A 23,380-nucleotide genomic window follows, 5' to 3' on the forward strand; every position below is an offset into this window, starting at 1 on the left:
CGGGGTTGGACGTTAAACGTATGTATTCGAAAGCGAAAACCTGAGGGCATGATGCTGACGTCCAGCCAGAAGATGAGCGATGTTGCGCCGGGCAAGCCGCCCCGGCACGTTGCCATCATCATGGATGGCAACGGTCGTTGGGCGGCAAAGCGCCACCTGCCGCGCGCCGCCGGTCATCGCCAGGGCGTCGAAACCGTCCGTGTGATTGTCCGCGCGGCCGGCGACCTCGGTATCGAATATCTGACGCTTTATGGCTTCAGTTCCGAGAACTGGAAAAGACCCGTCGAGGAGGTCAACGACCTCATGGGGCTCTTGAGGCTGTTCATCAGACGCGATCTGGCTGAACTCCATCAGAACGGCGTGCGGGTCCGGGTCATCGGCGACCGTGACCATCTTGACGCCGACATCGTGGCTCTCATCGACGAAGCCGAAACGCTGACCCGCAACAACGAAAAACTCAAACTCGTCATCGCCTTCAATTACGGCGGCCAGAACGAAATCGCGTCTGCCGCTCGCCGTATGGCTTATGAGGTCAAGGCGGGGCGGCTCGATCCCGAAACCATTACGCCGGAAACCGTCTCGGGATTCCTGGATACGGCCGGCTTGCCCGACCCGGATCTCATCATCCGTACGAGCGGTGAAAAACGTCTCTCAAACTTTCTGATATGGCAAAGCGCCTATTCGGAGTTGGTTTTCACGGATGCTTTCTGGCCTGATTTCACCCCCGACTGTTTACGCGACGCCGTAGCGGAATATCAGCGCCGCAGCCGCCGTTTCGGAGCCGTCGGGGAAACCGACGCCGGCGGCAAGACATGAACGGCCAGCAGGATATACCGCGGCCCGAACCTATGGCGCCCAAGGCGAGTGACCTTCGCGTGAGGATTGTTTCGGCGCTGGTTCTGGCGCCTGTCGTGCTTGGCGCCGTGTGGCTGGGCGGATGGGCATTCTCCCTGCTGCTGGCGCTCGCCGCCGTTCTGATGGCGCATGAAATCGCAGGCCTGCTGTTTGGCGGCGGCGGCCCGCGCCGTACTGCGCTTCTCGCGGGCACGGCGCTTGTTGTTGTCGCGCTCGCATCGGTCGGGCTTACCGCCGCCGCGCTCGCGGCTGCCGCCGCCGGCCTTGCCTTCGCGCTGGCGGCGAGGAGTTGGACACGTGACGAGCTTTGGCCGGCGTTGATCGCCTATCCTTATCTGCTTCTGCCGCTGATCTCCCTGATCTGGCTGCGCGCGGATTCCGCCTTGGGGCTTGCCGTCGTTTTCTGGCTCCTCGCAACGGTTTGGGCGATCGATATATGCGCCTACTTTGCGGGCCGGTTTATCGGCGGCCCGAAGCTTGCCCCCCGCATTTCTCCTAAAAAGACCTGGGCAGGCCTTGTCGGCGGCATCCTCGGCGCCATGATTGTCGCGATCGTTACATCGCTATGGATCGGCGAGGGGGCGCCCCTCCTGCTTGCGCTGATCGCAGCGGCACTCGCTGTTCTCGAACAGGTTGGCGACTTTGCGGAATCCGCCTTGAAACGCAGGGCGGGTGTAAAGGATTCCGGTACGCTGATACCCGGACATGGCGGTATTCTGGACCGGGTGGACGGTCTCGTTGCGGTCGCTGTCGGGGCCGCTATCCTGGCCCTGATACATAATTCCGCCGAGCCGGCGGCAGGAGTTTTGATTTGGCCCTGATCGCTGCGGCACAAAAGGGAGAAGCGAAAGTCCCTGACCGCGTCTTCGGGGGCGGGGTCAAGAGCGTCACCATCCTCGGTTCGACCGGTTCTATAGGGTGTTCGACGCTTGATCTCGTCGCGCGGGACAGAGGCCGCTTCGAACTGGTAGCCCTCACGGCACACAGAAATGTCCGCTTGCTTATAGAGCAGGCGCGTATGCATCGGCCGCAGCTCGCGGTCATAGCGGACCCCCGCCACTACGAGGAACTCAAGGAGGGGTTGGAGGGGACCGGCATCGAAGTCGCATCGGGCCCGAAAGCCGTGGTCGACGCCGCAAGCCGCCCGGCGGATTGGGTGATGGCGGGCATCGTTGGCGCAGCCGGTCTCGCACCGACGCTTGCGGCGGTCCGCCGCGGAGGCTGTGTTGCTCTCGCCAACAAGGAGTGCCTCGTTTCAGCCGGACCGCTTTTCCTTGAGGAAGTAACGAAATCCGGTGCGACATTGCTGCCCGTCGATTCCGAACACAACGCCATATTTCAGGTGCTGGACGCCACGCGGCTCGAGTCCGTGGACAAGATCGTCCTGACCGCCTCGGGCGGGCCCTTCAGAACATGGACTGTGGCTGACATGGCGAAGGCCAGTCCGGAGCAGGCCGTGGCCCATCCCCGCTGGGATATGGGGGCGAAGATTTCGGTCGACTCCGCCACGCTCATGAACAAGGGCCTTGAACTGATCGAGGCGCATTATCTGTTCCCGGTGGGCGAGCCCCGTCTGGATGTCATCATTCACCCGGAATCCATCGTTCACAGCATGGTGGCGTATGTGGACGGCTCCGTGCTTGCACAGCTCGGATCGCCGGACATGCGCACTCCGATTGCCTACGCCTTGGCATGGCCCGGCAGGATGGTTACACCCTGCGCGCGGCTCGACCTTGCCCAGATCGGGCAATTAACCTTCGAAGCTCCTGATTTAAAAAGGTTTCCGGCCCTCGCCCTCGCAAGGGAAGCCCTGTGTGCCGGGGCCGCCGCCTCGACCGTGTTGAATGCCGCGAATGAAGTGGCCGTGGCCGCATTTCTCGACCGCAGGATCGGTTTTCTCGATATTGCGGCGGCGGTTGACGCGGTGTTGGCGACCGGGGCCGGAATGACCGGTGCCCCCTCAGACCTTGATGCCGTTTATGAAATTGACCGAATTGCCCGGCTCAAGGCAGAGGAATGGGTGCAAAGTCGCGTGCGCTGACGTAGTCTGTGTCTGTCGGTACCCTCGAGTCGCTGACGGGCGGGGGTGCGACATGTGCTATGGGGGAAACGGTTCGGATGCATCTGAGACGAGGCACCCGGGGCCGCTTTTGTGTGGGATAACAGCTTGAACGCGATGGATTTGCTAACAGGCATCGGGGGCTTCGGAGAATCGCTCTGGAGCTACCTCATTCCTTTCCTGTTTGTTTTGACGGTTGTGGTCTTCTTCCACGAACTTGGGCATTTCGCGGTAGCCCGCTGGTGCGGCGTGAAAGTCAGCACATTTTCGATCGGGTTCGGCCGCGAGATCGTTGGATGGAACGACCGCCACGGCACGCGCTGGAAGGTGAGTTGGATTCCGCTGGGCGGTTACGTCAAGTTTGCTGGCGACGAAAATGCTGCAAGCGTGCCTAACCGGCAGCAACTCGAGCAAACACCCGTTGCGGAGCGCGCGGGGCTGTTTCACTTCAAGCCGCTGCCGCAACGCGCCGCGGTCGTGGCGGCCGGTCCGATTGCGAACTTCATTCTGGCGACCGTCATTTTTGCCGGCATCTTCACTTTTGTCGGACGAAGCATAGCTACGCCGGTTGTGGACGACGTTCGTCCGGACAGTGCCGCTGCTGTGGCTGGCTTTGCGGCAGGCGATCGCATCCTCACGATCAACGGAAACCCGATCGCAAGTTTCGAGGAGATGCAGCGGATCGTCTCCACGAACAGCGGTAGCGAACTTCGCTTTGAGGTAGTACGAGGCGGTGAAACGCTTGCTCTGGAGGCTACGCCTCAGGTGCAGGAGATTACCGACCGCTTTGGCAATGTGCATCGCATCGCGATGCTGGGCATCGTGCGACACATAGACAGCGGCAATGTTGAAATTGTGCGCAGCGATCCGGTAACGGCGCTTTGGCTTGGCGCCAAGGAAACATGGTTCGTTGCTGAGCGTACGCTGAGCTATATCGGGGGCATCTTCACGGGTACGGAAGACGCCGATCAGTTGGGCGGCCCATTGCGTATTGCGCAAGTTTCGGGTCAGGTCGCAACGATCGGCTTCGCTGCGCTCATCAGCATGACGGCGATGCTTTCTGTCAGTATCGGATTGCTGAACCTCTTTCCTGTGCCGATGCTTGATGGCGGTCATCTTCTGTACTACGCGGTGGAGGCGGTTCGCGGACGTCCATTGGGTGAGCAGGCGCAGGAGTATGGCTTCCGGATCGGCTTGGCGCTGGTCATGATGTTGATGGTTTTTGCCACGTGGAACGACCTGGTTCATCTTCAGGTTTTTTCGTTTCTGAGTGGTTTGTTCAGTTGATTGCCGGAGCGGCGACGGATCTGCTGCGGCGGGGAATGGTTTTCGCGCGGGCGTTTAGGCACCCGGTGCAACGTGACAGGTTAGGGGACGAGATGGGGCGACTGGCCGGTTACCAGACCAGAGAGACGCGTGTGCGGAGCATCTTTTCGGCGCTTCTCCTTGCATTGCTTTTCGCCGGTAGCGTCGGCGGGGTGAGCGGACTCGTCGGTATCACTGCCGCACACGCTGCGGAGCCGAACATCAGCGAAATTGTGGTTCAGGGTAACCAGCGCATCGAGGCGGAGACTGTCAGGTCCTATATGCTGCTCACTCCGGGGATGCCCTACGATCCGGAAGTGGCCGACCAGTCGCTCAAGCAGCTCTTCGGCACGGGCCTCTTCGCCGACATCACCATGCATCTGGATGGCTCGCGTCTCATTGTCTCCGTTGTCGAGAACCCGATCGTCAATCGCGTCGCCTTCGAGGGCAACAGCGCCTTGAAGGAGGAAGACCTTCAAAAGGAAGTGCAGCTTCAACCGCGTATTGTCTATACGCGGGCAAAAGTGCAGGGCGATGTGACGAGGATGATCGAACTATACCGGCGCAGCGGGCGGTTCTCCGCCACCGTCGAACCAAAGGTTATCCAGCTTCCCCAGAACCGTGTGGATCTGGTGTTCGAAATAACCGAAGGCCCGAAGACCAAGATTGCATCGATCAACTTCATCGGAAATGCTGAGTTCAGCGACGGTACCTTGCGTGAGGTCATTTCGACCAGTGAATCCGCATGGTGGAAATTCCTGTCGTCTTCGGACAGCTACGACCCCGACCGCCTTACTTATGATCGGGAGCTGCTCCGGCGTTACTACCTGCAACGCGGTTACGCCGATTTCCGCGTTGTTTCCGCCGTCGCCGACCTGAGCCGTGGTGACGCGGCCTTCCATATCACGTTTACTGTGGACGAAGGTGAAGTATACGAGTTTGGCGACGTCGCGGTGACGACCGAACTCGACAAATTGAACAAGGAAGAGCTTGAGACTCTCCTGTTGCCGAAGTCCGGAGATACCTACAATGCCGGGCTTATCGATGAAACGATCGATAAGCTGACTTTTGCCGCCGGTACCAGCGGATATGCTTTCGCAGAAGTACGTCCGCGGATCAAACGTCGTCGCGATGAACGTGTGATCGATCTCACATTCCAGATCACCGAGGGGCCGCGTGTCTATGTCGAGCGGATCAACATCACCGGCAACTCGCGCACCTTGGACAAAGTTGTCCGGCGCCAGATGCGGATGGCGGAAGGCGATGCTTTCAACAAGGTACTTCTCGACAAGTCGGAAAAGAATATTCGTGCGCTTCAGTACTTCAGCAAGGTGGAGATAGCGCAAAGTCCTGGCTCGGCCCCGGACAAGACGATCATCAATGTCGATGTTCAGGAACAGTCGACAGGATCGCTCTCGCTCAGTGCCGGTTTTTCGACCCTCGACAATGCTGTTGCAGGTATTCAGCTCTCGGAGCGGAATTTCCTAGGGCGCGGCTTGCAGCTCAGCACAGCACTGTCGATTTCGAAGCGCCGTCAGTTGATCGAGTTTCATTACACCGATCCATATTTCCTGGACCGCGATCTTCTTGGCGGCTTCGACCTCTTCGGCAGCGAGACCAATTTCCAGAACGAATCTTCATTCGACTCTCGTTCTCAGGGCTTTGGTCTTCGATTTGGTTTCCCGCTATCCGAAAAGAGTCGCTTTCTCGCGAGGTATCAGTTCCGCCTCGACGAAATTTTCAACGTCCGATATCTCTCGTGTAGCGACCCCGCTCTCGTGCCGGGTGATTATTGCGTTTCTCCAATTATCAAAGATGCCGAAGGAACCGAATATCGTTCAATCGTCGGGTATGACTATTACTACGATAATCGAAACGATCCGGTTGAGCCGACAGGGGGCTGGGATTTCCTGTTCACCCAGAATTTCGCTGGCCTTGGGGGGTCGGTCCGTTACGTGTCGACGGAAATCCTCACCCGTTACTACTACCAGTTGTCGAAAGACTTCCTGACGAGTTGGCGTATTGACGGCGGGTATATTCAGGGCATTGGCGACGACGTGCCTTTGAATGACCATTTCTTCAAAGGCGGAAATAATATCAGAGGTTTCGCCCGAGGAGGCGTCGGTCCCCGCGACGTGACGTCTTCCAATAAGGATGCTGTCGGCGCCACCGCTTATATCTTTGGTACCGCGGAGCTGTCGTTCCCGAATGGTCTGCCGGAAGCGCTGGGCATCAAGACTTCCGTGTTCACGGATGCAGGTTTCATCGGCATGTCCGATTACGACAGGACGCTTTATCCCGGTATTGAGGATGATTTTTCCCCCCGCGCATCGGTGGGTGTCAGTCTTTATTGGCAGTCGCCGTTTGGTCCTATCCGGCTCGACCTCGCGCAGGTTCTGCTGGACGAACCTTATGATGAAAAGGAAGCTTTCCGCTTCAGCGCGGGTACATCGTTCTAATGGGTCGCGACAGCAGGCCTGCAACAAAAGCTCGAGAGGGGCGTTCGGAAATGAAGTCCAAGTTAGTTGTTTCGCGTCTCGTGGCCGCCTTTGCCCTGACGATGGGGCTGGGCATGATTCAGCCGTCGGTTTCAGCGGCGGCAACGCCTGCTGTCATATTTATCGTCGACACGGAGGCAGTATTCTCTCAGTCGAAAGTCGGACAGAGTGTTCGCAGTCAATTTGAGGATCAGGCGAAGAAGCTTCAAGCCGAAGGCAAGAAGACGGATGACGCCCTTCAGGCCGACGCAAAGAAATTGAGCGATGAGCGGGCGCTCCTGTCTCAGGAGGATCTGCAGAAGAAATTCCAGGCGCTGCAGAAGCGCGAGGCGGAGTTTCAACAATCCATGCAGCGAAAAGGGCAGGCGCTCCAGCTGGGCCTGCAGAGAGCTAATGCAAAAGTCGAAGCGGCACTTCGGCCGATTTTTGCGGAAGTCCTGAGGGAAAAGGGTGGCACGGTGCTCTTCGACCAATCTGTCGTACTGGCAGGCGGTGCCGATCTCGATATCTCCGCTGAAGTGCTCAAGCGCCTCAACGAAAGGTTGGCGACGGTTGAAGTAAAGCCGGTGACTCCCGAGGAACTGGCCGCCGAGCAGAAAAAAGCTCAATAGCAGTATAGTGGACAGGCGCGCCGGGCTCCGGCGGCCGAGATGCGACGGCCATGGCTGATAAACGCTTCTTTGCGACAGGCAAACCTTTGTCGCTCGGCGAGATCGCCGAGCGTATCGGATCGACGCTTGCTGACAATGCCGACACCAACCGTCGGGTGAGCGGTGTCGCGCCCCTTGATGCGGCCGGTGCCGACGACCTGAGCTTCCTCGATAATCCCAAATATGCTGACGCCTTCCATGCGACAGCAGCGGGCGCTTGCATTGTTCACCCCCGCTTTGTGGATCGCGCGCCCCCGAAGGTTGCGCTGCTTGTTTCCGAGCAGCCCTATCGAGCCTACGCGCTGGCCGCACAGATGTTTCATCCGGATGAAGCACACGGGGCCGACACATTCGGTGAGCGCGGCAAGGTTGATCCGCGGGCTGCCATTCATCCGACTGCGAAAGTCGGGAGCGGCGTGACGATTGAGCCTAGTGTTACGGTTGGAGCGAATGTCGAGATAGGAAATAACACCGTCGTCGGCACGAACACCAGCATCGGCAAGGGCTGCACCGTCGGCAAGGATTGCTTTATCGGACCGAACGTCACCATCAGTCACGCGCATATCGGAGACCGGGTGATGCTTCATCCTGGCGTGCGTATAGGTCAGGATGGCTTTGGTTTCGCCATGGGCCTGCCGCGACATGAGAAAGTGCCGCAGTTGGGCCGTGTCATTATTCAGGACGATGTTGAGATCGGGGCCAACTCCACGGTCGATCGCGGCGCCGGTCCGGACACGGTAATCGGTGAAGGCACCAAGATTGATAATCTTGTTCAGATCGGCCACAACGTGGAAATCGGGCGGAGCTGTATTGTCGTTGCCCAGACGGGGATTGCGGGGAGCGCCAAGCTCGGCGATTTTGTCGTTCTCGCGGCTCAGGTCGGTGTGACTGGCCATTTGACGATAAATTCGGGTGCTCAGATCGCGGCACGCGGTGCGGTAGTTCACGACGTGCCGCCCGGCCAACAGTATGGCGGAGTGCCGGCAAAGCCCATTGCGGAATGGCGGCGTGAGGTGGTGGAGCTGCGCAAGCTCGGGCGGCGGCGCAAGGCGGACAGCAAGCCAGGCGAGTGACATGGTTATGGCGTGGGGCCGGGAAGGATTAACGTATGAGCGAAGTTGAAGCGTCGGAGAAGCTTGATAGCGCCGATATTAGTCGGGTTTTGGAACTTCTTCCCCATCGCTATCCGATGCTGATGATCGACCGGATCATTGAAATGAAGGGTGATGAGTCCGCCATTGGCATCAAGAACGTCACCAACAACGAGCCATTCTTTCAAGGGCATTTCCCGGGTCATCCGGTAATGCCGGGCGTATTAATTGTGGAGGCAATGGCGCAGACCGCTGGGGCGCTCGTTATCAATCATCTCGGTACCTCCGGCAGCAACCAACTCGTCTATTTCATGACCGTCGACCGCGCGCGTTTTCGCAAACCGGTGGTGCCGGGAGACGTACTTCATGTTCACGTGACGAAGCTTCAGAGTCGCGGTTCGGTCTGGAAATATCATGGCGAAGGCCGGGTCAACGGACAGCTGGTTGCCGAGTGCGACCTCGGTGCGATGATCGCCGGTCTGGGGCCGAAATGAACGGGATTCATCCGACCGCCATTGTCGATCGAAAAGCACAGATTGCGTCGGATGTGACGGTGGGCCCCTACTGTGTCGTTGGTCCGAATGTCACACTCGCCGAAGGCGTGGTGCTCCATTCCCACGTGGTTATCGAAGGGCGCACGAGCATCGGTGCGCGCACGCAGATATATTCTTTTGCTTCCATCGGTCATCCACCGCAAGACCTGAAGTATAAAGGCGAGCCGAGTACGCTCGAGATCGGAACGGACAACCTCATACGCGAACACGTGACGATGAACCCGGGAACGGAAGGTGGCGGTATGCTGACCCGTGTCGGTAATCACTGCGCCTTCCTGGCGAGCGCGCATGTCGGACACGACTCGATCATTGGCGACCACGTGGTGTTCTCGAACAACGTCATGTTGGCGGGACATTGCAAGATCGGAGATTTTGTCATCTTCGGTGGCGGCGCCGCCTTGCATCAATTCGGCCGTGTCGGCAAGCACGCCTTCGTTGGCGGAATGAGCGCTGTCGAGAACGATGTCATTCCCTATGGTCTCGTCGTCGGAAATCGCGCCAACCTCATGGGACTCAATCTCGTTGGATTGAAGCGGCGCGGCTTTTCCCGTGAAAAAATTCAGGCGATGCGGGAGGCGTATACATTTCTCTTTTCCGAGAGCGGTACTCTACGCGGCCGCGTGGAAAACGTCGCCGAAAGGTTTGCCGATCAGCCGGAAGTAATGGAGATCGTCGATTTCATCCGCGCCGAATCCGACCGCGCGATTTGTATGCCCCGGCATGACCGGACCGCATGAAAACGGGTTGAATGACGACCGTTGAAAAACCTCGAAAACTCGGCATAGCGGCAGGCGCCGGACCCTTGCCGATAGCTTTGGCCGAAGCGGCGCAAGCTGCGGGGCGCGAGGTTTTCATCGTCGGCATTGAAGGTGCTGCAAGCAGCGACATTGCGCGCTTTCCTCACGCCTGGGTCCGAATTGGAGCTATGGGCGAATTCCTCCGCTTGCTGAAGGAGGCCGGTTGTCAGGACATCGTTCTGATTGGCGGCATCAAACGGCCCGACCTGAGCAAGCTGGGTCTGGATGTGACGGGCATGAAGCTGCTGCCCCGCGTCGCCCGCTGGATGAAGGCCGGCGACGACGGACTCCTCCGCGGCCTCGCGGAATTTTTCGAGAAAGAGCACGGTTTCCATGTGGTCGGCGCTCATGAGATAGCTGCCAGCCTGCTGATGCCGGAAGCCTTACTCACGCGTGTCGCGCCCTCGGATCAGCAAGAGAAGGATATCGACATCGCCGTTCGCGCGGCTCTTGCCATAGGGGCTCTGGACATCGGACAAGGAGCTGTCGCGTGCCGGGGGATCATTCTCGCTCTCGAAGCCGCAGAGGGAACGGACGAGATGCTGCGCCGCGTGGCGCGGCTTGCACCGGAACTGAGAGGACGGCCGGAGGCGCCGGACGGTGTGCTCGTGAAGCTGTCAAAGCCGGGACAAGAACGGCGCGTCGATATGCCGACCATTGGAGTTGAAACCGTCGAGAACGCCGCTGCCGCCGGTTTGGCGGGCATCGCCGTGGAGGCAGGCGGAACGCTTGTCGTTGACGGGGAAGCGGTGGCACGCGTCGCCAATGCAAAGGGACTTTTCGTCGTGGGGCTCGGCAGAGCACGCATCGAAAAGGGTTCGCTGTGACCTTGGACAAAGCGAACGAACTCCACATCATGCTCGTCGCAGGCGAGACTTCCGGCGATGCGCTGGGCGCCGACTTGATGGTTGCGCTGAGAGAGATATCGGGTCGGTCATTGCGCATCTCGGGTGTCGGCGGCCCGCGCATGGAGAGAGAGGGGCTTGCGTCGATATTCCCCATGTCGGACATAGCCGTGATGGGACCGAGAGAAATTGTCCCCCGCCTTCCCCTGATCTTGCACCGGATTTGGCAAACGGTCCGGCATGCTGTCGAACATAAGCCGGATATTCTCGTCGTCATCGACAGTCCGGAATTTACCCACATGGTGGCGAAGCGCGTTGCGCGACGCGCTCCGTCTATACCCATCGTCGACTATGTTCTACCCAGCGTCTGGGCGTGGCGTCAGGGACGCGCGCGCGCTATGGCCAAGTATATTCGTCGCGTGCTTGCCCTTTTACCGTTTGAGCCGGCATTCCTGAAGCAAGCCGGCGTCGATTGCGTATATGTCGGCCATCCGGCGATCCATCGCATGCCTGACGAAGGAAGCGGCGCGCGCTTTCGCGCCGCGCGCGGCATCGCTCCGGACGAGCCGGTGCTGCTGGTATTGCCCGGCAGCAGGGTCAATGAGGTAAAGCATTTGATCGGCATCTTCGGCGAGGTGGTATCAAAGCTCACGGAAGAGATGCCATCGCTTAAGGTAATTGTTCCGACCGTCCCTCATGTCCGCCGTCTCGTGGAGGAATCGGTCCGACGTTGGTCCGTGCCTGCCGAAATTATCGAGAACGATGAAGATCGGCGCGCGGCTTTCGATGCGGGAACGGCCGCGCTCGCCGCTTCTGGCACCGTCGCGCTCGAACTCGGTCTTGCGCGCGTTCCCATGGTGATTGCCTATCGCGCCGAAGCACTGGTTGGCTGGTTCGCACTCAGCGTGCTCAAGGTGCCATCGGTCGTTCTCATAAACCTCATTCTCGATCGGCCGTCAGTGCGTGAATATCTTCAGAGCCGTTGTACGCCGGAATATCTGCTGGGAGGACTAAGGCCGCTGATGAGCGATACGCTGGAGCGGAGGCGAGCCCTGGCCGATCTTGAAGAGGTGCGGGTTCGCATGGGGGTGGACGGCGAGCCGCCGAGCCGCCGTGCGGCCCGGGCGGTGCTGGACTTGCTGGAGAGACCCGCCTCGCCGGCTTGAAACAAAAAAGGCGCTTCCATTGGAAGCGCCTTTCTTGTTGGCGATTGCGTTTATTTACGCTTGCCGACGTCGACATAGTCGCGGCGCGGCGCACCCGTATAGAGCTGGCGCGGGCGGCCGATACGCTGACCCGGATCTTCGATCATCTCGTTCCATTGCGCGACCCACCCCACAGTACGCGCGAGCGCGAAGAGAACGGTGAACATCGTTGTCGGGAAGCCCATCGCCTTCAGCGTGATGCCTGAATAGAAGTCGATGTTCGGGTAGAGTTTCTTCTCGACGAAATACTCGTCGTTGAGCGCGATTTTCTCGAGTTCCAGCGCGACGTCCAGCATCGGATCGTCCTTGATGCCGAGGACATTGAGAACTTCGTGGCAGGTCTGCTGCATCACGCGCGCGCGCGGATCGTAATTCTTGTAGACGCGGTGACCGAAGCCCATCAGGCGGAAGGGATCGTTCTTGTCCTTCGCGCGCTTGATGAATTCCGGGATGCGGTCGACGGTTCCAATCTGCTCGAGCATGTTCAAGGCTGCTTCGTTGGCACCGCCATGCGCGGGGCCCCACAGGCAGGCGATGCCGGCAGCTATGCAGGCAAAGGGATTTGCGCCGGACGAACCTGCAAGACGCACCGTGGAAGTCGATGCGTTCTGTTCGTGATCGGCATGAAGGATAAAAATGCGATCCATCGCACGAGCGAGGATCGGGTCCACCTTGTATTGCTCGGCCGGAACCGAGAAGCACATGTGCAGGAAATTCTCCGCGTAGTCGAGATCGTTACGCGGATAGACGATCGGCTGGCCTGCTGAGTACTTATAGGCCATGGCGGCGATCGTCGGCATCTTCGCGATCAGGCGACGGCTCGCGATCATGCGCTGCGTCGGATCGTTGATGTCGGTGGAGTCATGATAGAAAGCCGACAGCGCCCCGACCATGCCGCACATAATCGCCATCGGATGCGCATCCCGGCGGAAGCCGCGAAGGAAAAACGTCATCTGCTCATGCACCATTGTGTGCATGGTGATGGCGCGCTCGAACTCCCGGTATTCCTCCGCGGTCGGCAGATCGCCGTTCAGCAACAGAAAGCAGGTCTCGATGAAGTTGCCGTGATCGGCCAGCTGGTCGATCGGATAGCCACGATAAAGCAGAACACCTTCTTCACCGTCGATATAGGTAATATCGGACTCGCAGCTCGCCGTGGAGGTGAAGCCCGGATCGTAGGTGAAGTGTCCGCTCTTGCCGTAGAGAGTGGAAATATCCACGACGCTCGGGCCGAGAGAACCGCCGTAGATCGGCAATTCGTAAGACTTGCCGTCCACCGAAAGGGTCGCGGTTGAAATCGCGCCGGCTTTGGTTCCGAATTTTGTCATACCTGCCTACCTGTTCCTGTTTGGCCGGCCGGTGCACCGCGTTTCGGCGGTAGAGCCGGGCAGTTTGTTAAACATCATACCGTCGCGCCGCCGCGATCCGCAAAAGCACGGATGTCAGGCGGCCTGATCCTTGATTCGTCCCAGCGCTTCTTCGCGCCCGAGGGTCGCCAGCACATCGAATATGGGCGGCGAGACGGTGCTGCCGGTTACGGCGGCCCGCAGCGGCTGTGCCACTTTGCCGAGCTTGAGGTTCTCGTCCTCCGCGAAAGCGCGTACCGTGGATTCGATATCGCTGACCGCCCAGTCGTTGCGTGCCTCGAGCCGGCTGACCAGCCGCGCAAGCAATGCGCGCGCATCGGGATTGAGAAGCTGCAAGGCCTTGTCGTCACAAGTGAGCGGGCGCTGTGCGAGCAGAAATGCGGCCCCTTTGCCGAGTTCAACCAGCGTCTTCGCTCTCTCCTTGAGCCCCGGCATGAGCGCCACCAGTTTCCGCCGGAATGTCTCGTCCGTTTTCCAGCCCTCCAGCCGCGTCATCAACGCGATTGTTTCGTCGGTCAGCCGCTCATCGTCGGCTTCACGGATATAGTGGCCGTTCAGACTTTCAAGCTTCGCAAAGTCAAAACGCGCAGGCGACCGTCCGATGCTTTCGAGGTTGAACCACTCGATTGCCTGCTCGGTCGAGAACACCTCATCGTCGCCGTGGCTCCAGCCGAGCCTGACAAGATAGTTTCGCATCGCCTCCGGCAGATACCCGAGGTCCCGATAGGCTTCGGCACCGAGGGCGCCATGGCGCTTTGAAAGCTTTGCGCCGTCGGGCCCGTGGATCAGCGGGACATGGGCGAACTCGGGGACCGGCCAGTCGAGGGCTGCATAAATCTGGCTCTGCCGGCCGGCATTGGTCAGATGATCGTCGCCGCGGATGACTTGGGTAATTCCCATGTCGTGGTCGTCCACTACCACGGAGAGATTGTAGGTGGGCGTGCCGTCGCTCCGCAGGATGATGAGGTCGTCGAACTGTTCGTTGGGAAAGCGTACCTCCCCCATTACGTGGTCGTGGACAATCGTTTCGCCCTCGTCTGGCGAACGAAAGCGAACCACCGGCTTTACGCCGGCCGGCGCGTCTGAAGGATCGCGGTCGCGCCAGCGTCCGTCATAGCGGATGGGGCGGCCTTCGGCGCGCGCCTTTTCGCGCATCTCCTCGAGCTCCTGCGGGCTCGCGTAGCAATGATAAGCTTTGCCGCGCCGGAGCAGCTCCTGAACGACCTCGACGTGCCGTGCGGCACGCGAAAACTGGAAGACCGGTTCGCTGTCCCAGTCGAGTCCGAGCCAGCGAAGCCCCTCGAAAATGGCGTCAATCGCCGATTCCGTGGACCGTTCGCGATCCGTATCCTCGATGCGCAGCAGGAACTGACCGCCGTGGTGGCGTGCAAACAACCAGTTGAACAGCGCGGTCCTGGCACCCCCGATATGAAGATAACCGGTGGGGGAAGGTGCGAAACGGGTGATGACTGTCTTCTTTTCCGTCATGATCTCCTGCGATCCGGCGCCGCGGCCGCGCGGGTAGGCAACTCGACTGAATGTTGGCAAGCTTCGACCCGGAAAAATAGGGCGCAATGCCTAGGGTCCGCTGCGGGGCAGGGGTTTTTCTACCACATCGCGGCAACGCAGCGTAAGCCCGAAATGAGCGCGGAATCGGGCCATAAAAGTTCTTTGTTGGTAGGGTGTTAGGCGGGACTCCTGAGGGCATGTCGAATGCCCGGGCTGGCTTTGGGGAATAGTGTGACAATAGAGGCCGGTACGCCGGGAAGACTTTCGCCTGGCCGATGGGCGAGAGCCGTTGTCGATGCTCTTGGCGCGGGGGCAGAGTGGCTGAGAGCGTCGTTTGCCGCAGACGGCGACAGGCTGTTCCTTTGGTCGCCGGTTTTCGTAGCCGCTGGCGTGGCGCTCTATTTTTCACTCGATTTCGAGCCGCCGGCATGGCCGGCGGCGGTCGCCCTGTCCGTCACGGCAACTGTGCTTTGGCTGGTCCGCCGCCGGCCGGGATCTGCACTATGCGCCGCAGCGTTGTTCTGCCTGGCCATCGGTTTTGGCGCCGCCGTCTTGCGAGCGCATCTGGTAGCGGCACCTGTGCTCGAGCGGCCGATGTCCGGCGCATTGGTGGCGCAGGTAATTGCCGTGGAGAGCAATGAGAATGGCGGCCTGTCCGCCATCCTTGCACCCCGCTCTTTTGGCCGTTTGGACGCCGCCGCTCTGCCGGCGAAAGTGCGGATCCATATCCGCCTGCGCGAGGCTGTTCTGAGGCCGGGAGCTACGGTCCAGCTCCGTGCCCGCCTCATGCCGCCGCCGGAACCTGTGCAGCCGGGCGGCTTCGATTTCGCCAGGCAGGTCTGGTTCGAGGGGCTGGGGGCAGTGGGATTTGCCTATACGGTTCCGGAAGAGTTGTCGCCACCGGCCGGCGACATACCGGCAATGCTCGTAAACCTGAGGATGAAGATCGGCGAGCGGATACGTTCGGTCATAGGCGGCACGAGCGGCGCGGTGGCGGCCGCCCTTATAAACGGAGAGCGGGCCAGTATTCCGGACCATGTGTCGGATGACCTTCGCGCGGCGGGTATCTTCCATGTGCTGTCGATATCGGGCCTGCACATGGTGCTCTTCGCCGGCTCTGTCTTCTGGGTTGTTCGTGCCGCTCTCGCGCTCTCTCCTTCGATGACACTCCGCTACCCGATCAAGAAATGGGCGGCGGCCGCCGCGCTTTTCGGCGCAACTTTCTACCTGCTGATATCGGGTGCGGCGATAGCCACGCAGCGGGCATGGATCATGATCTGTCTGATGTTCATCGCCATTCTTCTCGATCGTCCGGCGCTCACCATGCGAAACGTCATGCTCGCCGCGCTGGTCATCCTGCTGTGGCGGCCGGACAGCCTGATCGGCGCAAGCTTCCAGATGTCTTTCGCGGCGGTGATCGCACTTATTGCATTCTACGAGAGCAATACAATGCGAACCTGGACGTCGCGGCCGCGCACGAGCGGTCTTGGCAGTTTGCCCGGCATCGCCGGTACGTATGTGCTCGGGATTGCGCTTACGAGCATTGTTGCGGGCGCCGCGACCGGCGCCATCGCCGCCTACCACTTCAACCGCATCGCTCTCTACGGTCTCGCAGGCAACATGGCGGCAATGCCGCTGGTCGGGATCGTGGTGATGCCGATGGCGCTTCTGTCGTTGCTGCTGATGCCGTTCGGCTTGGACGGTCCCGCATTATGGGCGATGGGAAAGGGTGTGGAAGGAATGTTGCTTGTGGCACATGAGGTGGCGAGCTGGCGCGGCGCCGACCGTCTCGTGCCGGAGGCACCGCTCCATGCCTTGATTCTGACGGTACTGGGCGGGTTATGGCTCGCGCTCTGGCGGGAGAACTGGCGCTTCGCGGGCGTTCTGCCGATGGCATTGGGATTGGCGCTTTGGGGATCGGCTGGAAAGCCCGACGTGCTCATCGACAGGGATGCGGCGCTCTTTGCCGTTCGCACAACGGATGGTGCGCTGGCGCTTACCTCTTCGCGTCCATCGTATACAGCGGAGCAATGGCTGCGGCACGACGGAGACGGGAGAAGTCCGCGCGAGGCGGCCAGATCGAAAGCTGTCAACTGCGACGGCGAGGGATGCATCTACAGAGAGATGGGGAAGCCGGTCATCGCCTTTCCCGCGACGCTCGCCGCGACGGTCGAGGACTGCACTCGTGCCGATGTCGTGATCGCCAAGGTGCCGGTGCCACACCGCCTCCGTCGCGAATGCGGGGCGCGGCTTCTGCTCGATTATTTCAGCTTCTGGAGAAACGGTGCGACGACGTTGACGTTCGCCGAAGACGGCGAGATTACAGTCGCAACGGCGCTCGAAGCGCGCGGCGACCGGCCATGGGTTCAACGTCGCAAAAATCAGTAGCGGCGCAACAGCCCGACGAGCTTCCCTTGCACCTTCACCCGGTCAGGCCCGAAAATGCGCGTCTCGTATGCCGGGTTTGCGGCTTCGAGCGCAATGGAATCCCCCTTCTTGCGCAGGCGCTTCAGGGTAGCCTCGTAACCATCGACGAGAGCAACGACGATGTCGCCGCTCGTTGCCGTGTCGCAGCGCTGGATGAGAACCGTATCGCCGTCGAGGATACCGGCCTCGATCATCGAATCGCCTTTGACCTCGAGCGCATAATGTTCTCCGGACCCGAGAAGGTTCAGAGGCACGCTGACCTGATGGCTTTCTTCCTGCAACGCTTCGATCGGCGTGCCGGCAGCAATCCGGCCCATGACGGAAAGGGTCATCGTATCGCCGGCGCTTCGCGCCGGAGCGAGGTCACGGCTGGTGGGTTTAGGCTGCGCACCGCCTTCGATAACGCTCGGCGAGAAGCCGCGACCGCGCGCCATGGCGAGGCTCGGCGACGCCGCATCGGGAAGCTTGAGAATTTCGAGAGCGCGGGCGCGATGAGGCAGGCGGCGAATGAAACCGCGCTCTTCCAGCGCCGTGATGAGCCGGTGAATGCCGGACTTGGAACGGAGGTCCAGGGCCTCCTTCATTTCGTCGAAGCTCGGTGAAACGCCGCCTTCCTTGATCCGCTCATGGATAAACATAAGCAGCTCATGTTGCTTGCGTGTCAGCATCGACTTCAGCCCCTCCGGTTGTCCTTTTGAGCCGCGCAGGGCCCTTTGGAACAAAACAAAAACGTTGGAGCTTGTTCTAGTTTAGTTCTCGCAATCCTGTCAAGCGCATTTGTGGATAACTCACCGGCGCAACGGCAAAACCGTAACGATTCCGCCCGCTTTGAGGGGGGGCGCCTGAGGCGGGCGGACGATGAGGCACGAAGCACCCGAAAGGACGGAGAGCATCGAACTATCCTGAATCTCGAAGGGTGTGGCGACGTGGAGTTCGCCCGGCACGTGGTCGAGACCGGCGCGGATGTAGTCTTCGCGGGGACCGTTCGCGGGCAGGTCGCGGCCGAGCCGCGCGAGCGTCGTGTGAAGGGCGCTGTCGCCGCCCTGCATGCGTACGATGGCGGGACGGAGGAAGAGGGTAGCGCAGACAAGCGCGGATACGGGGTTCCCCGGTAGGCCGAGCATAGGCAGGTCGCCGAGCTTGCCGAACATCAGCGGTTTTCCGGGCCGCATCGCGACCTTCCAGAAGTCGATGTCGAGGCCGAGCGGTGTGAGCGCTTCCTGCACCAGATCGTGATCGCCGACGGAAGCGCCGCCGAGCGTGACGAGCATGTCGGCGTCTTTCGCGCGGCTGGCCGTTTCGCGGATGCTGCCGACCTTGTCGGGCGCGATGCCGAGATCGAGCGGTATGCCGCCGGCCTCGACGATGAGCGCCGCAAGCCCGTCATTGTTGGACGAAACGATCTGGTTGGGACCGGGTTCGGAGCCCGGCCGCACGAGCTCGTCGCCGGTCGAGAAGAAGGCGATGACAGGCCGCCTGTAAACGCTGAGCAGCGGCAGGTTCATGGCGGCGGCAAGCGCGATATCGGCGGGCGAGAGCTTGCGCCCGACCGGCATGCCGGCATCGCCGGTGCGGAAGTCGAGACCGCAGACGCGGACGTGCTGACCTGCTTTCGCCGCCTCGTTGACGATCACGATATCGCCGTCGCGCGAGGTGTCTTCCTGGATGACGATGGTATCGGCGCCGCGCGGCAAGGGCGCGCCGGTGAAGATGCGGACGGCTTCGCCCTCACGCAGATTTTCTTCATGGGCACCGCCCGCAGGCGCCATGCCGACGACCTTGAGACGGACGGGAACCGTGGAGACATCGGCAGCGCGCACGGCATAGCCATCCATCGCGGAAAGATCGGCGGGCGGCTGTGTGCGCCGTGCGATCGCTTCTTCCGCGAGCACGCGGCCAAGCGCTTGCGCGAGCGGGACGTTCTCCTTTTCGGTGGTATGAAGCGCGGAGAGAATGCGCGCCCGCGCTTCCTCGACCGGAAGAAGAGGTTGCTGTGCCATATGCTACTTCGCCTTGTAGTCGCCCGACTTGCCGCCGGATTTGTGCGTCAGCCTTATGTCGCCGATCCGCATGCCGCGGTCGACCGCCTTCGCCATGTCGTAGATCGTGAGACAGGCGACGCTGACCGCCGTGAGCGCTTCCATTTCGACACCTGTCTGGCCCGAAACTTTCACCGTTGCCTCGACTTCGACAGTGTTTTGCGCGGTGTCGGCGTGAAGTTCGACTTCGACTTTGGTTATGGCGAGCGGGTGGCAAAGCGGTATGAGATCGGCCGTCCGCTTTGCCGCCATGATGCCCGCGAGACGCGCGACTTCGAGCGCGTTTCCCTTCTTGAGGCCGTCCTCGAGAATGAGTTTCAGCGTCGCCGGTTTCATCGTCACGCGGCCTTTCGCCGTCGCGCTGCGCGAGGTGACGGCTTTCGCCGATACGTCCACCATGCGCGCGGCGCCATGCTCGTCGAGATGCGTGAGCTTCTTTTTCGCCATGGTTTATACGAGTTCCTTGCGCATGAAGCATCGCCGGTCGAGCGGCAGGCCGATGTCGTCCTCGTGATAATGCGCGAGGAGGAGGGCCGGCGTCCACTCATCCTCGGGAACGATCCTGAAGCCGCATGAGGCATAGAACGGTGCGTTCCATGCGATGTCGCGGAAGGTCGACAGAGTGACGGCTTTCGACCCGTTTTCCTTGGCCCAATCGCATACGGCCTCGACGAGCGAACGCCCCAGACCCTTGCGGCCGTGATCCGGATGGACCGACAATTCGAAGATATGGATGGACCGGTCCAGAGGCGCGGCGAGGATGAAACCGACCGGCATATCGTTCAGTACAGAGACGAATACGGCGCCGCTGCGTGCGTTGGCACGGATGAATTTTATGTCGGTTGGCTCGTGCGATGCGATCTCCGGAAGGCCCGCTTCGATGAAAGCCTTGCCGGCAGCGCCCTCGATGGCGCCAAACAGTTGAAACTCCTCAGGTTTTGCCTGTCTTATGAGGTAATTCATGGAGATATCCCGCAGCCTCTGTCACGCAACTGTCACAAAAATGTCATGTAGCGCGAGGGGCGTGAAGACGATGTTCGAAAATAAACAGGCCGGGGATAAAGGAAGCGCACTTGTCCCCGGTTTCGGCCAGGCACGAAACGCGCGCGACCGTATTTATCCCCGGTCAGGCGGGAGGAGCGAGCAACGCACGGGTTGCCGCCTCCACGTCCGCCTGCCGCATCAGGCTTTCACCGACCAGAAACGTCCGTACACCGACTTTTGAAAGACGCGCGAGATCGGCCGGCGCGAAGATTCCGCTTTCGCCCACGATGAGCCGGCCGGCAGGCACCAGAGGCGCGAGCCGCTCGGTCGTGGCGAGGGTCGTTTCGAAGGTCTTCAGGTTCCGGTTGTTGATCCCGAGGAGAGGGCTTTTCAGCTCAAGCGCGCGGGCGAGTTCCTCCTCGTCGTGAACCTCGACCAGCACATCCATCTTCCAGCCGAAAGCGGCCTCCTCGATCTCGCGGGCTTGCGCGTCCGAGACGGCGGCCATGATGATGAGGATGGCATCGGCGCCCATCGCCCGGGCTTCCGCCACCTGGTAGGTGTCGTACATGAAATCCTTGCGGAGGACCGGCAGCGACACCGCGGCGCGGGCGGCGGACAGGTAGTCCGGCGCACCCTGGAAGGAGGGGCCGTCGGTAAGGATCGAAAGGCAGGTGGCGCCGCCCGCCTGATAGGCGCGGGCGAGAGCGGGCGGATCGAAATCCGCGCGGATGAGACCCTTGGACGGGCTTGCCTTCTTGATCTCGGCGATGAGGGCGTAGGACCCTGTGTCGATGCGGGCGCGAAGCGCGGACGCGAAGCCGCGCACGGGACCGGTGGCGCGGGCCGCATCCTCGACGGTGGCGAGCGGACGGGCGCGCTTCGAGGCGGCGATCTCGTCGAGCTTGTAGGCGCCGATCTTTTCGAGGATGTCAGACATGGACCTTACCGTTCGAAACGGCGACGAGTTTCGCGAGCGTTTCCCGTGCCGCGCCGCTGTCGATCGCCTTCGCGGCGATGGCGGCGCCTTCCTTCAGCGTCGAAGCCTTGCCCGAAACGATGAGCGCGGCGGCGGCGTTGAGCAACACGATATCGCGGTAAGCCCCTGCTTCGCCATCGAGAAGACGGCGGATTGCGTCTGCGTTCTGCGCCGGATCGCCACCCTTGAGGTCTTCGATCGAGGCGCGCTTGAGGCCCGCTTCCTCGGGCGTCACCTCGAAAACGCGGATAGCGCCGTTTTTAAGTTCGGCGACCGCGCTCGGGCCCGTGGTCGTGAGTTCGTCCATGCCGTCGGAGCCGTGAACCACCCAGGCGCTTTCGGATCCGAGGTTGCGCAGCACCTCGGCAAAGGGCTTGACCCATTCGGCGGCGAAGACACCGAGCAGTTGCCGCTTCACAAGGGCGGGATTGGAGAGGGGCCCCAGCATGTTGAAGATCGTCTTGATGCCGAGATCGCCGCGTACGGGAGCGATATGTTTCATCGCCAGGTGATGCGCCTGCGCGAACATGAAGCCGATGCCGGCCTCGCCGATACAGGCGGCAATCGTCTCGGGCGCGATGTCGAGCTTGACGCCGAGTTCCTGCAGCGCGTCGGCGGTGCCGGAAAGCGAGGACGCCTTGCGGTTGCCGTGCTTGGCGACGGGAACGCCCGCCGCCGCGACGACGATGGCGGTCGCGGTCGAGATGTTCCATGTGCCGACGCCGTCGCCGCCCGTGCCGACGATGTCGATGGCATCCGCCGGCGCCGTGACGCGGAGCGCCTTTTCGCGCATGACGGTGGCGCCCGCCGTGATTTCGGTGACGGTTTCGCCGCGCACGCGCAGGCCCATCAGGAAGGCGCCCAACTGCGCGGGTGTCGCCTCGCCGGACATGACGATTTCAAAGGCGGCGCGCGCCTCGGCGGCGTCGAGCGCGCGGCCTTCGGCGAGGCGCGCGATGATGATTTTGAAATCGGTCATGGCCCCCCGCAAAACTCCCTTACGCCAGCTCGCGCGTGTTCATGCCCGCGATCTGCAGGAAGTTGCGCAGGATGTCGTGGCCGTGTTCGGAGGCGATGCTTTCCGGATGGAACTGGACGCCGTGGATCGGCAGCTCCCTGTGCTGCGCGCCCATGATGATCCCGTCGGTCGTCCATGCCGTCACTTCGAGGCAATCGGGCAGGCTCTCGCGCTCGACGATCAGCGAGTGATAGCGCGTCGCCTCGATGGGGCTCGGCAGGTACTGGAAGATGCCCTTGCCGCCATGATGGATGGCGCTGAGCTTGCCGTGCATGAGGGTGGGCGCGCGCACGACCTTGCCGCCGAATGCCTGTCCGATGGCCTGATGGCCGAGACAGACGCCGAGCAGCGGAATGCGGTGCGCGGCGGCGGCCTGAATGAGGTCGAGGCAGATGCCGGCCTTGTCGGGGTCGCAGGGGCCGGGCGAGAGCACGATCGCCTGAGGGCGGCTGGCCAGCGCCTCGTTGACCGTGATCTTGTCGTTGCGATGGACGACCGCCTCCGCGCCCAGTTCCCCCAGGAAATGGACGAGGTTGTAGGTGAAGCTGTCGTAGTTATCGATGAGCAGCAGCATGGCGGTATCCCTGAAACGGCCCGGAATGGGGGCCGCACGGTCTTTATATAGGCGTTAGGGGGCAGGTGGGGCAAGGTCAGTTGGGTTGGCGGGTTTGGGTACAACGCGGCGTGGAGGAAGGCGACTATTTGGTTGGTAGCCTTGCATGCGCGGAATTTCCGCAACGCAGCAACGCCGCGAGGCTGAGGGCGATAGAGGGAAATGGCTTTACGAGGAGTATTTCGGTTGCTTACGCTGCCCTTATGGATGCCGAAACAATTGTTGGAGGCGAACATGAGCAACGCGAGTTCCTTGGCCAAGAAGATAGCGGAAGGCACATTGACAATGGTCTCTGCAATTTCGGCCCTTACTGGATTTAATCAGAGTGAGATTGAGCGGCTAATCTCTCAGGGGGAAGCGGCGCTTGACCAGAATCGCAAGGAGCAGGTTGTACGGGCTCAGCGCGAAATTGAGTCGGCCATCCGATCCCGTAACTGGTGAGCTGGCAAAGTCGACGATGAGGGTAACATTTACGACCTCGATAATCCTGAGAGGCGAATCGGGCGCATTTATGAATCAGATGGAAGTTTAACCCTGTTCTGTGCGCAGCAAGACGAATTCAGTTGCTGGATCGCGTGCAATGTA

The 23,380-nt window shown here is 60.9% G+C and carries 21 protein-coding genes; 12 read left to right on the forward strand and 9 right to left on the reverse strand.

All coding sequences use genetic code 11. The annotated features are described in order from the left end of the window. Positions 1–51 precede the first annotated feature (51 nt). The 11 genes from Q8S60_RS04140 to lpxB all read left to right on the forward strand — a co-directional run bounded on the left by Q8S60_RS04140 (position 52) and on the right by lpxB (position 11,820). The gene (locus Q8S60_RS04140; protein ID WP_305278273.1) at positions 52–816 is read left to right on the forward strand and encodes an isoprenyl transferase; all 765 of its coding nucleotides are present in this window, start codon (positions 52–54) and stop codon (positions 814–816) included. Next, positions 813–1,676, forward strand: a complete 864-nt coding sequence (locus Q8S60_RS04145; protein ID WP_305668385.1) for a phosphatidate cytidylyltransferase — start codon at positions 813–815, stop codon at positions 1,674–1,676. Before Q8S60_RS04140 ends, Q8S60_RS04145 begins: the two co-directional genes overlap by 4 nt. Further along, entirely contained in the window at positions 1,667–2,896 is a 1,230-nt protein-coding gene (locus Q8S60_RS04150) for a 1-deoxy-D-xylulose-5-phosphate reductoisomerase (protein ID WP_305277657.1), read from the forward strand. The genes Q8S60_RS04145 and Q8S60_RS04150 overlap by 10 nt, the downstream gene beginning before the upstream one ends. A 135-nt stretch (positions 2,897–3,031) precedes the next feature. Beyond that, positions 3,032–4,201 carry an RIP metalloprotease RseP gene (gene rseP, locus Q8S60_RS04155; protein WP_305278274.1) on the forward strand — a complete coding sequence of 390 codons (1,170 nt, stop codon included), beginning with the start codon at positions 3,032–3,034 and terminating at the stop codon, positions 4,199–4,201. Continuing rightward, positions 4,144–6,678, forward strand: coding sequence for an outer membrane protein assembly factor BamA (gene bamA / locus Q8S60_RS04160; RefSeq protein WP_305277658.1), 2,535 nt, complete (start codon positions 4,144–4,146; stop codon positions 6,676–6,678). The genes rseP and bamA overlap by 58 nt, the downstream gene beginning before the upstream one ends. Before the next feature lie 50 nt (positions 6,679–6,728). After that, positions 6,729–7,328 carry an OmpH family outer membrane protein gene (locus Q8S60_RS04165; protein ID WP_305277659.1) on the forward strand — a complete coding sequence of 200 codons (600 nt, stop codon included), beginning with the start codon at positions 6,729–6,731 and terminating at the stop codon, positions 7,326–7,328. Positions 7,329–7,378: 50 nt separating this feature from the next. Further along, positions 7,379–8,440, forward strand: a complete 1,062-nt coding sequence (gene lpxD, locus Q8S60_RS04170; RefSeq protein WP_305277660.1) for a UDP-3-O-(3-hydroxymyristoyl)glucosamine N-acyltransferase — start codon at positions 7,379–7,381, stop codon at positions 8,438–8,440. Between the two features lie 35 nt (positions 8,441–8,475). Further along, entirely contained in the window at positions 8,476–8,952 is a 477-nt protein-coding gene (gene fabZ, locus Q8S60_RS04175; RefSeq protein WP_305277661.1) for a 3-hydroxyacyl-ACP dehydratase FabZ, read from the forward strand. Beyond that, complete coding sequence (gene lpxA, locus Q8S60_RS04180; protein WP_305277662.1) at positions 8,949–9,749, forward strand: acyl-ACP--UDP-N-acetylglucosamine O-acyltransferase; 801 nt, start codon at positions 8,949–8,951, stop codon at positions 9,747–9,749. Before fabZ ends, lpxA begins: the two co-directional genes overlap by 4 nt. Positions 9,750–9,760: 11 nt before the next feature. Beyond that, positions 9,761–10,636, forward strand: coding sequence for an LpxI family protein (locus tag Q8S60_RS04185; protein ID WP_305277663.1), 876 nt, complete (start codon positions 9,761–9,763; stop codon positions 10,634–10,636). Positions 10,637–10,638: 2 nt separating this feature from the next. Next, the gene (lpxB, locus tag Q8S60_RS04190; RefSeq protein WP_305668386.1) at positions 10,639–11,820 is read left to right on the forward strand and encodes a lipid-A-disaccharide synthase; all 1,182 of its coding nucleotides are present in this window, start codon (positions 10,639–10,641) and stop codon (positions 11,818–11,820) included. 50 nt (positions 11,821–11,870) lie between these two features. Here lpxB and gltA read toward each other — a convergent pair whose 3' ends face one another. Further along, positions 11,871–13,187: a citrate synthase gene (gene gltA, locus Q8S60_RS04195; RefSeq protein ID WP_305277665.1), complete on the reverse strand. Its 1,317-nt coding sequence runs from the start codon at positions 13,185–13,187 to the stop codon at positions 11,871–11,873. A gap of 114 nt (positions 13,188–13,301) precedes the next feature. After that, positions 13,302–14,714 carry a glutamate--tRNA ligase gene (gene gltX, locus Q8S60_RS04200; RefSeq protein WP_305277666.1) on the reverse strand — a complete coding sequence of 471 codons (1,413 nt, stop codon included), beginning with the start codon at positions 14,712–14,714 and terminating at the stop codon, positions 13,302–13,304. A gap of 225 nt (positions 14,715–14,939) precedes the next feature. Between gltX and Q8S60_RS04205 the strand changes: the two genes are divergently transcribed. Beyond that, positions 14,940–17,123, forward strand: a complete 2,184-nt coding sequence (locus tag Q8S60_RS04205) for a ComEC/Rec2 family competence protein (RefSeq protein WP_305668387.1) — start codon at positions 14,940–14,942, stop codon at positions 17,121–17,123. On the opposite strand, the gene lexA is transcribed toward Q8S60_RS04205, so the two are convergent. The 7 genes from lexA to Q8S60_RS04240 form a co-directional block, all read right to left on the reverse strand. Continuing rightward, positions 17,117–17,830 (reverse strand): transcriptional repressor LexA, encoded by a 714-nt coding sequence (gene lexA / locus Q8S60_RS04210; RefSeq protein ID WP_305277668.1) that lies wholly within the window; start codon positions 17,828–17,830, stop codon positions 17,117–17,119. The two genes, Q8S60_RS04205 and lexA, sit on opposite strands and share 7 nt — an antisense overlap. A 120-nt stretch (positions 17,831–17,950) precedes the next feature. After that, positions 17,951–19,162: a gephyrin-like molybdotransferase Glp gene (glp, locus tag Q8S60_RS04215; RefSeq protein WP_305277669.1), complete on the reverse strand. Its 1,212-nt coding sequence runs from the start codon at positions 19,160–19,162 to the stop codon at positions 17,951–17,953. Positions 19,163–19,165: 3 nt separating this feature from the next. After that, positions 19,166–19,648: a cyclic pyranopterin monophosphate synthase MoaC gene (gene moaC, locus Q8S60_RS04220; protein ID WP_305277670.1), complete on the reverse strand. Its 483-nt coding sequence runs from the start codon at positions 19,646–19,648 to the stop codon at positions 19,166–19,168. A 3-nt stretch (positions 19,649–19,651) separates the two neighbouring features. Continuing rightward, the gene (locus tag Q8S60_RS04225) at positions 19,652–20,164 is read right to left on the reverse strand and encodes a GNAT family N-acetyltransferase (protein ID WP_305277671.1); all 513 of its coding nucleotides are present in this window, start codon (positions 20,162–20,164) and stop codon (positions 19,652–19,654) included. Positions 20,165–20,327: 163 nt separating this feature from the next. Then, on the reverse strand, positions 20,328–21,125 hold the full coding sequence (gene trpC, locus Q8S60_RS04230; protein WP_305277672.1) for an indole-3-glycerol phosphate synthase TrpC: 798 nt from the start codon (positions 21,123–21,125) through the stop codon (positions 20,328–20,330). After that, positions 21,118–22,143: an anthranilate phosphoribosyltransferase gene (gene trpD, locus Q8S60_RS04235; protein WP_305668388.1), complete on the reverse strand. Its 1,026-nt coding sequence runs from the start codon at positions 22,141–22,143 to the stop codon at positions 21,118–21,120. The genes trpC and trpD overlap by 8 nt, the downstream gene beginning before the upstream one ends. 19 nt (positions 22,144–22,162) lie before the next feature. Beyond that, entirely contained in the window at positions 22,163–22,756 is a 594-nt protein-coding gene (locus Q8S60_RS04240) for an aminodeoxychorismate/anthranilate synthase component II (RefSeq protein ID WP_305277675.1), read from the reverse strand. Positions 22,757–23,380 lie beyond the last annotated feature (624 nt).

The organism is Parvibaculum sp., from assembly GCF_030694575.1.
In the GTDB taxonomy this organism is placed as follows: Bacteria; Pseudomonadota; Alphaproteobacteria; order Parvibaculales; family Parvibaculaceae; genus Parvibaculum.

Coding starts and splice junctions, on each gene's coding strand:
- Q8S60_RS04140 (WP_305278273.1), top strand. CDS start 52: ATGCTGACGTCCAGCCAGAAGATGAGCGATGTTGCGCCGGGCAAGCCG.
- Q8S60_RS04145 (WP_305668385.1), top strand. CDS start 813: ATGAACGGCCAGCAGGATATACCGCGGCCCGAACCTATGGCGCCCAAG.
- rseP (WP_305278274.1), top strand. CDS start 3,032: ATGGATTTGCTAACAGGCATCGGGGGCTTCGGAGAATCGCTCTGGAGC.
- Q8S60_RS04165 (WP_305277659.1), top strand. CDS start 6,729: ATGAAGTCCAAGTTAGTTGTTTCGCGTCTCGTGGCCGCCTTTGCCCTG.
- lpxD (WP_305277660.1), top strand. CDS start 7,379: ATGGCTGATAAACGCTTCTTTGCGACAGGCAAACCTTTGTCGCTCGGC.
- fabZ (WP_305277661.1), top strand. CDS start 8,476: ATGAGCGAAGTTGAAGCGTCGGAGAAGCTTGATAGCGCCGATATTAGT.
- lpxA (WP_305277662.1), top strand. CDS start 8,949: ATGAACGGGATTCATCCGACCGCCATTGTCGATCGAAAAGCACAGATT.
- Q8S60_RS04185 (WP_305277663.1), top strand. CDS start 9,761: ATGACGACCGTTGAAAAACCTCGAAAACTCGGCATAGCGGCAGGCGCC.
- gltA (WP_305277665.1), bottom strand. CDS start 13,187: ATGACAAAATTCGGAACCAAAGCCGGCGCGATTTCAACCGCGACCCTT.
- gltX (WP_305277666.1), bottom strand. CDS start 14,714: ATGACGGAAAAGAAGACAGTCATCACCCGTTTCGCACCTTCCCCCACC.
- Q8S60_RS04205 (WP_305668387.1), top strand. CDS start 14,940: ATGCCCGGGCTGGCTTTGGGGAATAGTGTGACAATAGAGGCCGGTACG.
- lexA (WP_305277668.1), bottom strand. CDS start 17,830: ATGCTGACACGCAAGCAACATGAGCTGCTTATGTTTATCCATGAGCGG.
- glp (WP_305277669.1), bottom strand. CDS start 19,162: ATGGCACAGCAACCTCTTCTTCCGGTCGAGGAAGCGCGGGCGCGCATT.
- moaC (WP_305277670.1), bottom strand. CDS start 19,648: ATGGCGAAAAAGAAGCTCACGCATCTCGACGAGCATGGCGCCGCGCGC.
- Q8S60_RS04225 (WP_305277671.1), bottom strand. CDS start 20,164: ATGAATTACCTCATAAGACAGGCAAAACCTGAGGAGTTTCAACTGTTT.
- trpC (WP_305277672.1), bottom strand. CDS start 21,125: ATGTCTGACATCCTCGAAAAGATCGGCGCCTACAAGCTCGACGAGATC.
- trpD (WP_305668388.1), bottom strand. CDS start 22,143: ATGACCGATTTCAAAATCATCATCGCGCGCCTCGCCGAAGGCCGCGCG.
- Q8S60_RS04240 (WP_305277675.1), bottom strand. CDS start 22,756: ATGCTGCTGCTCATCGATAACTACGACAGCTTCACCTACAACCTCGTC.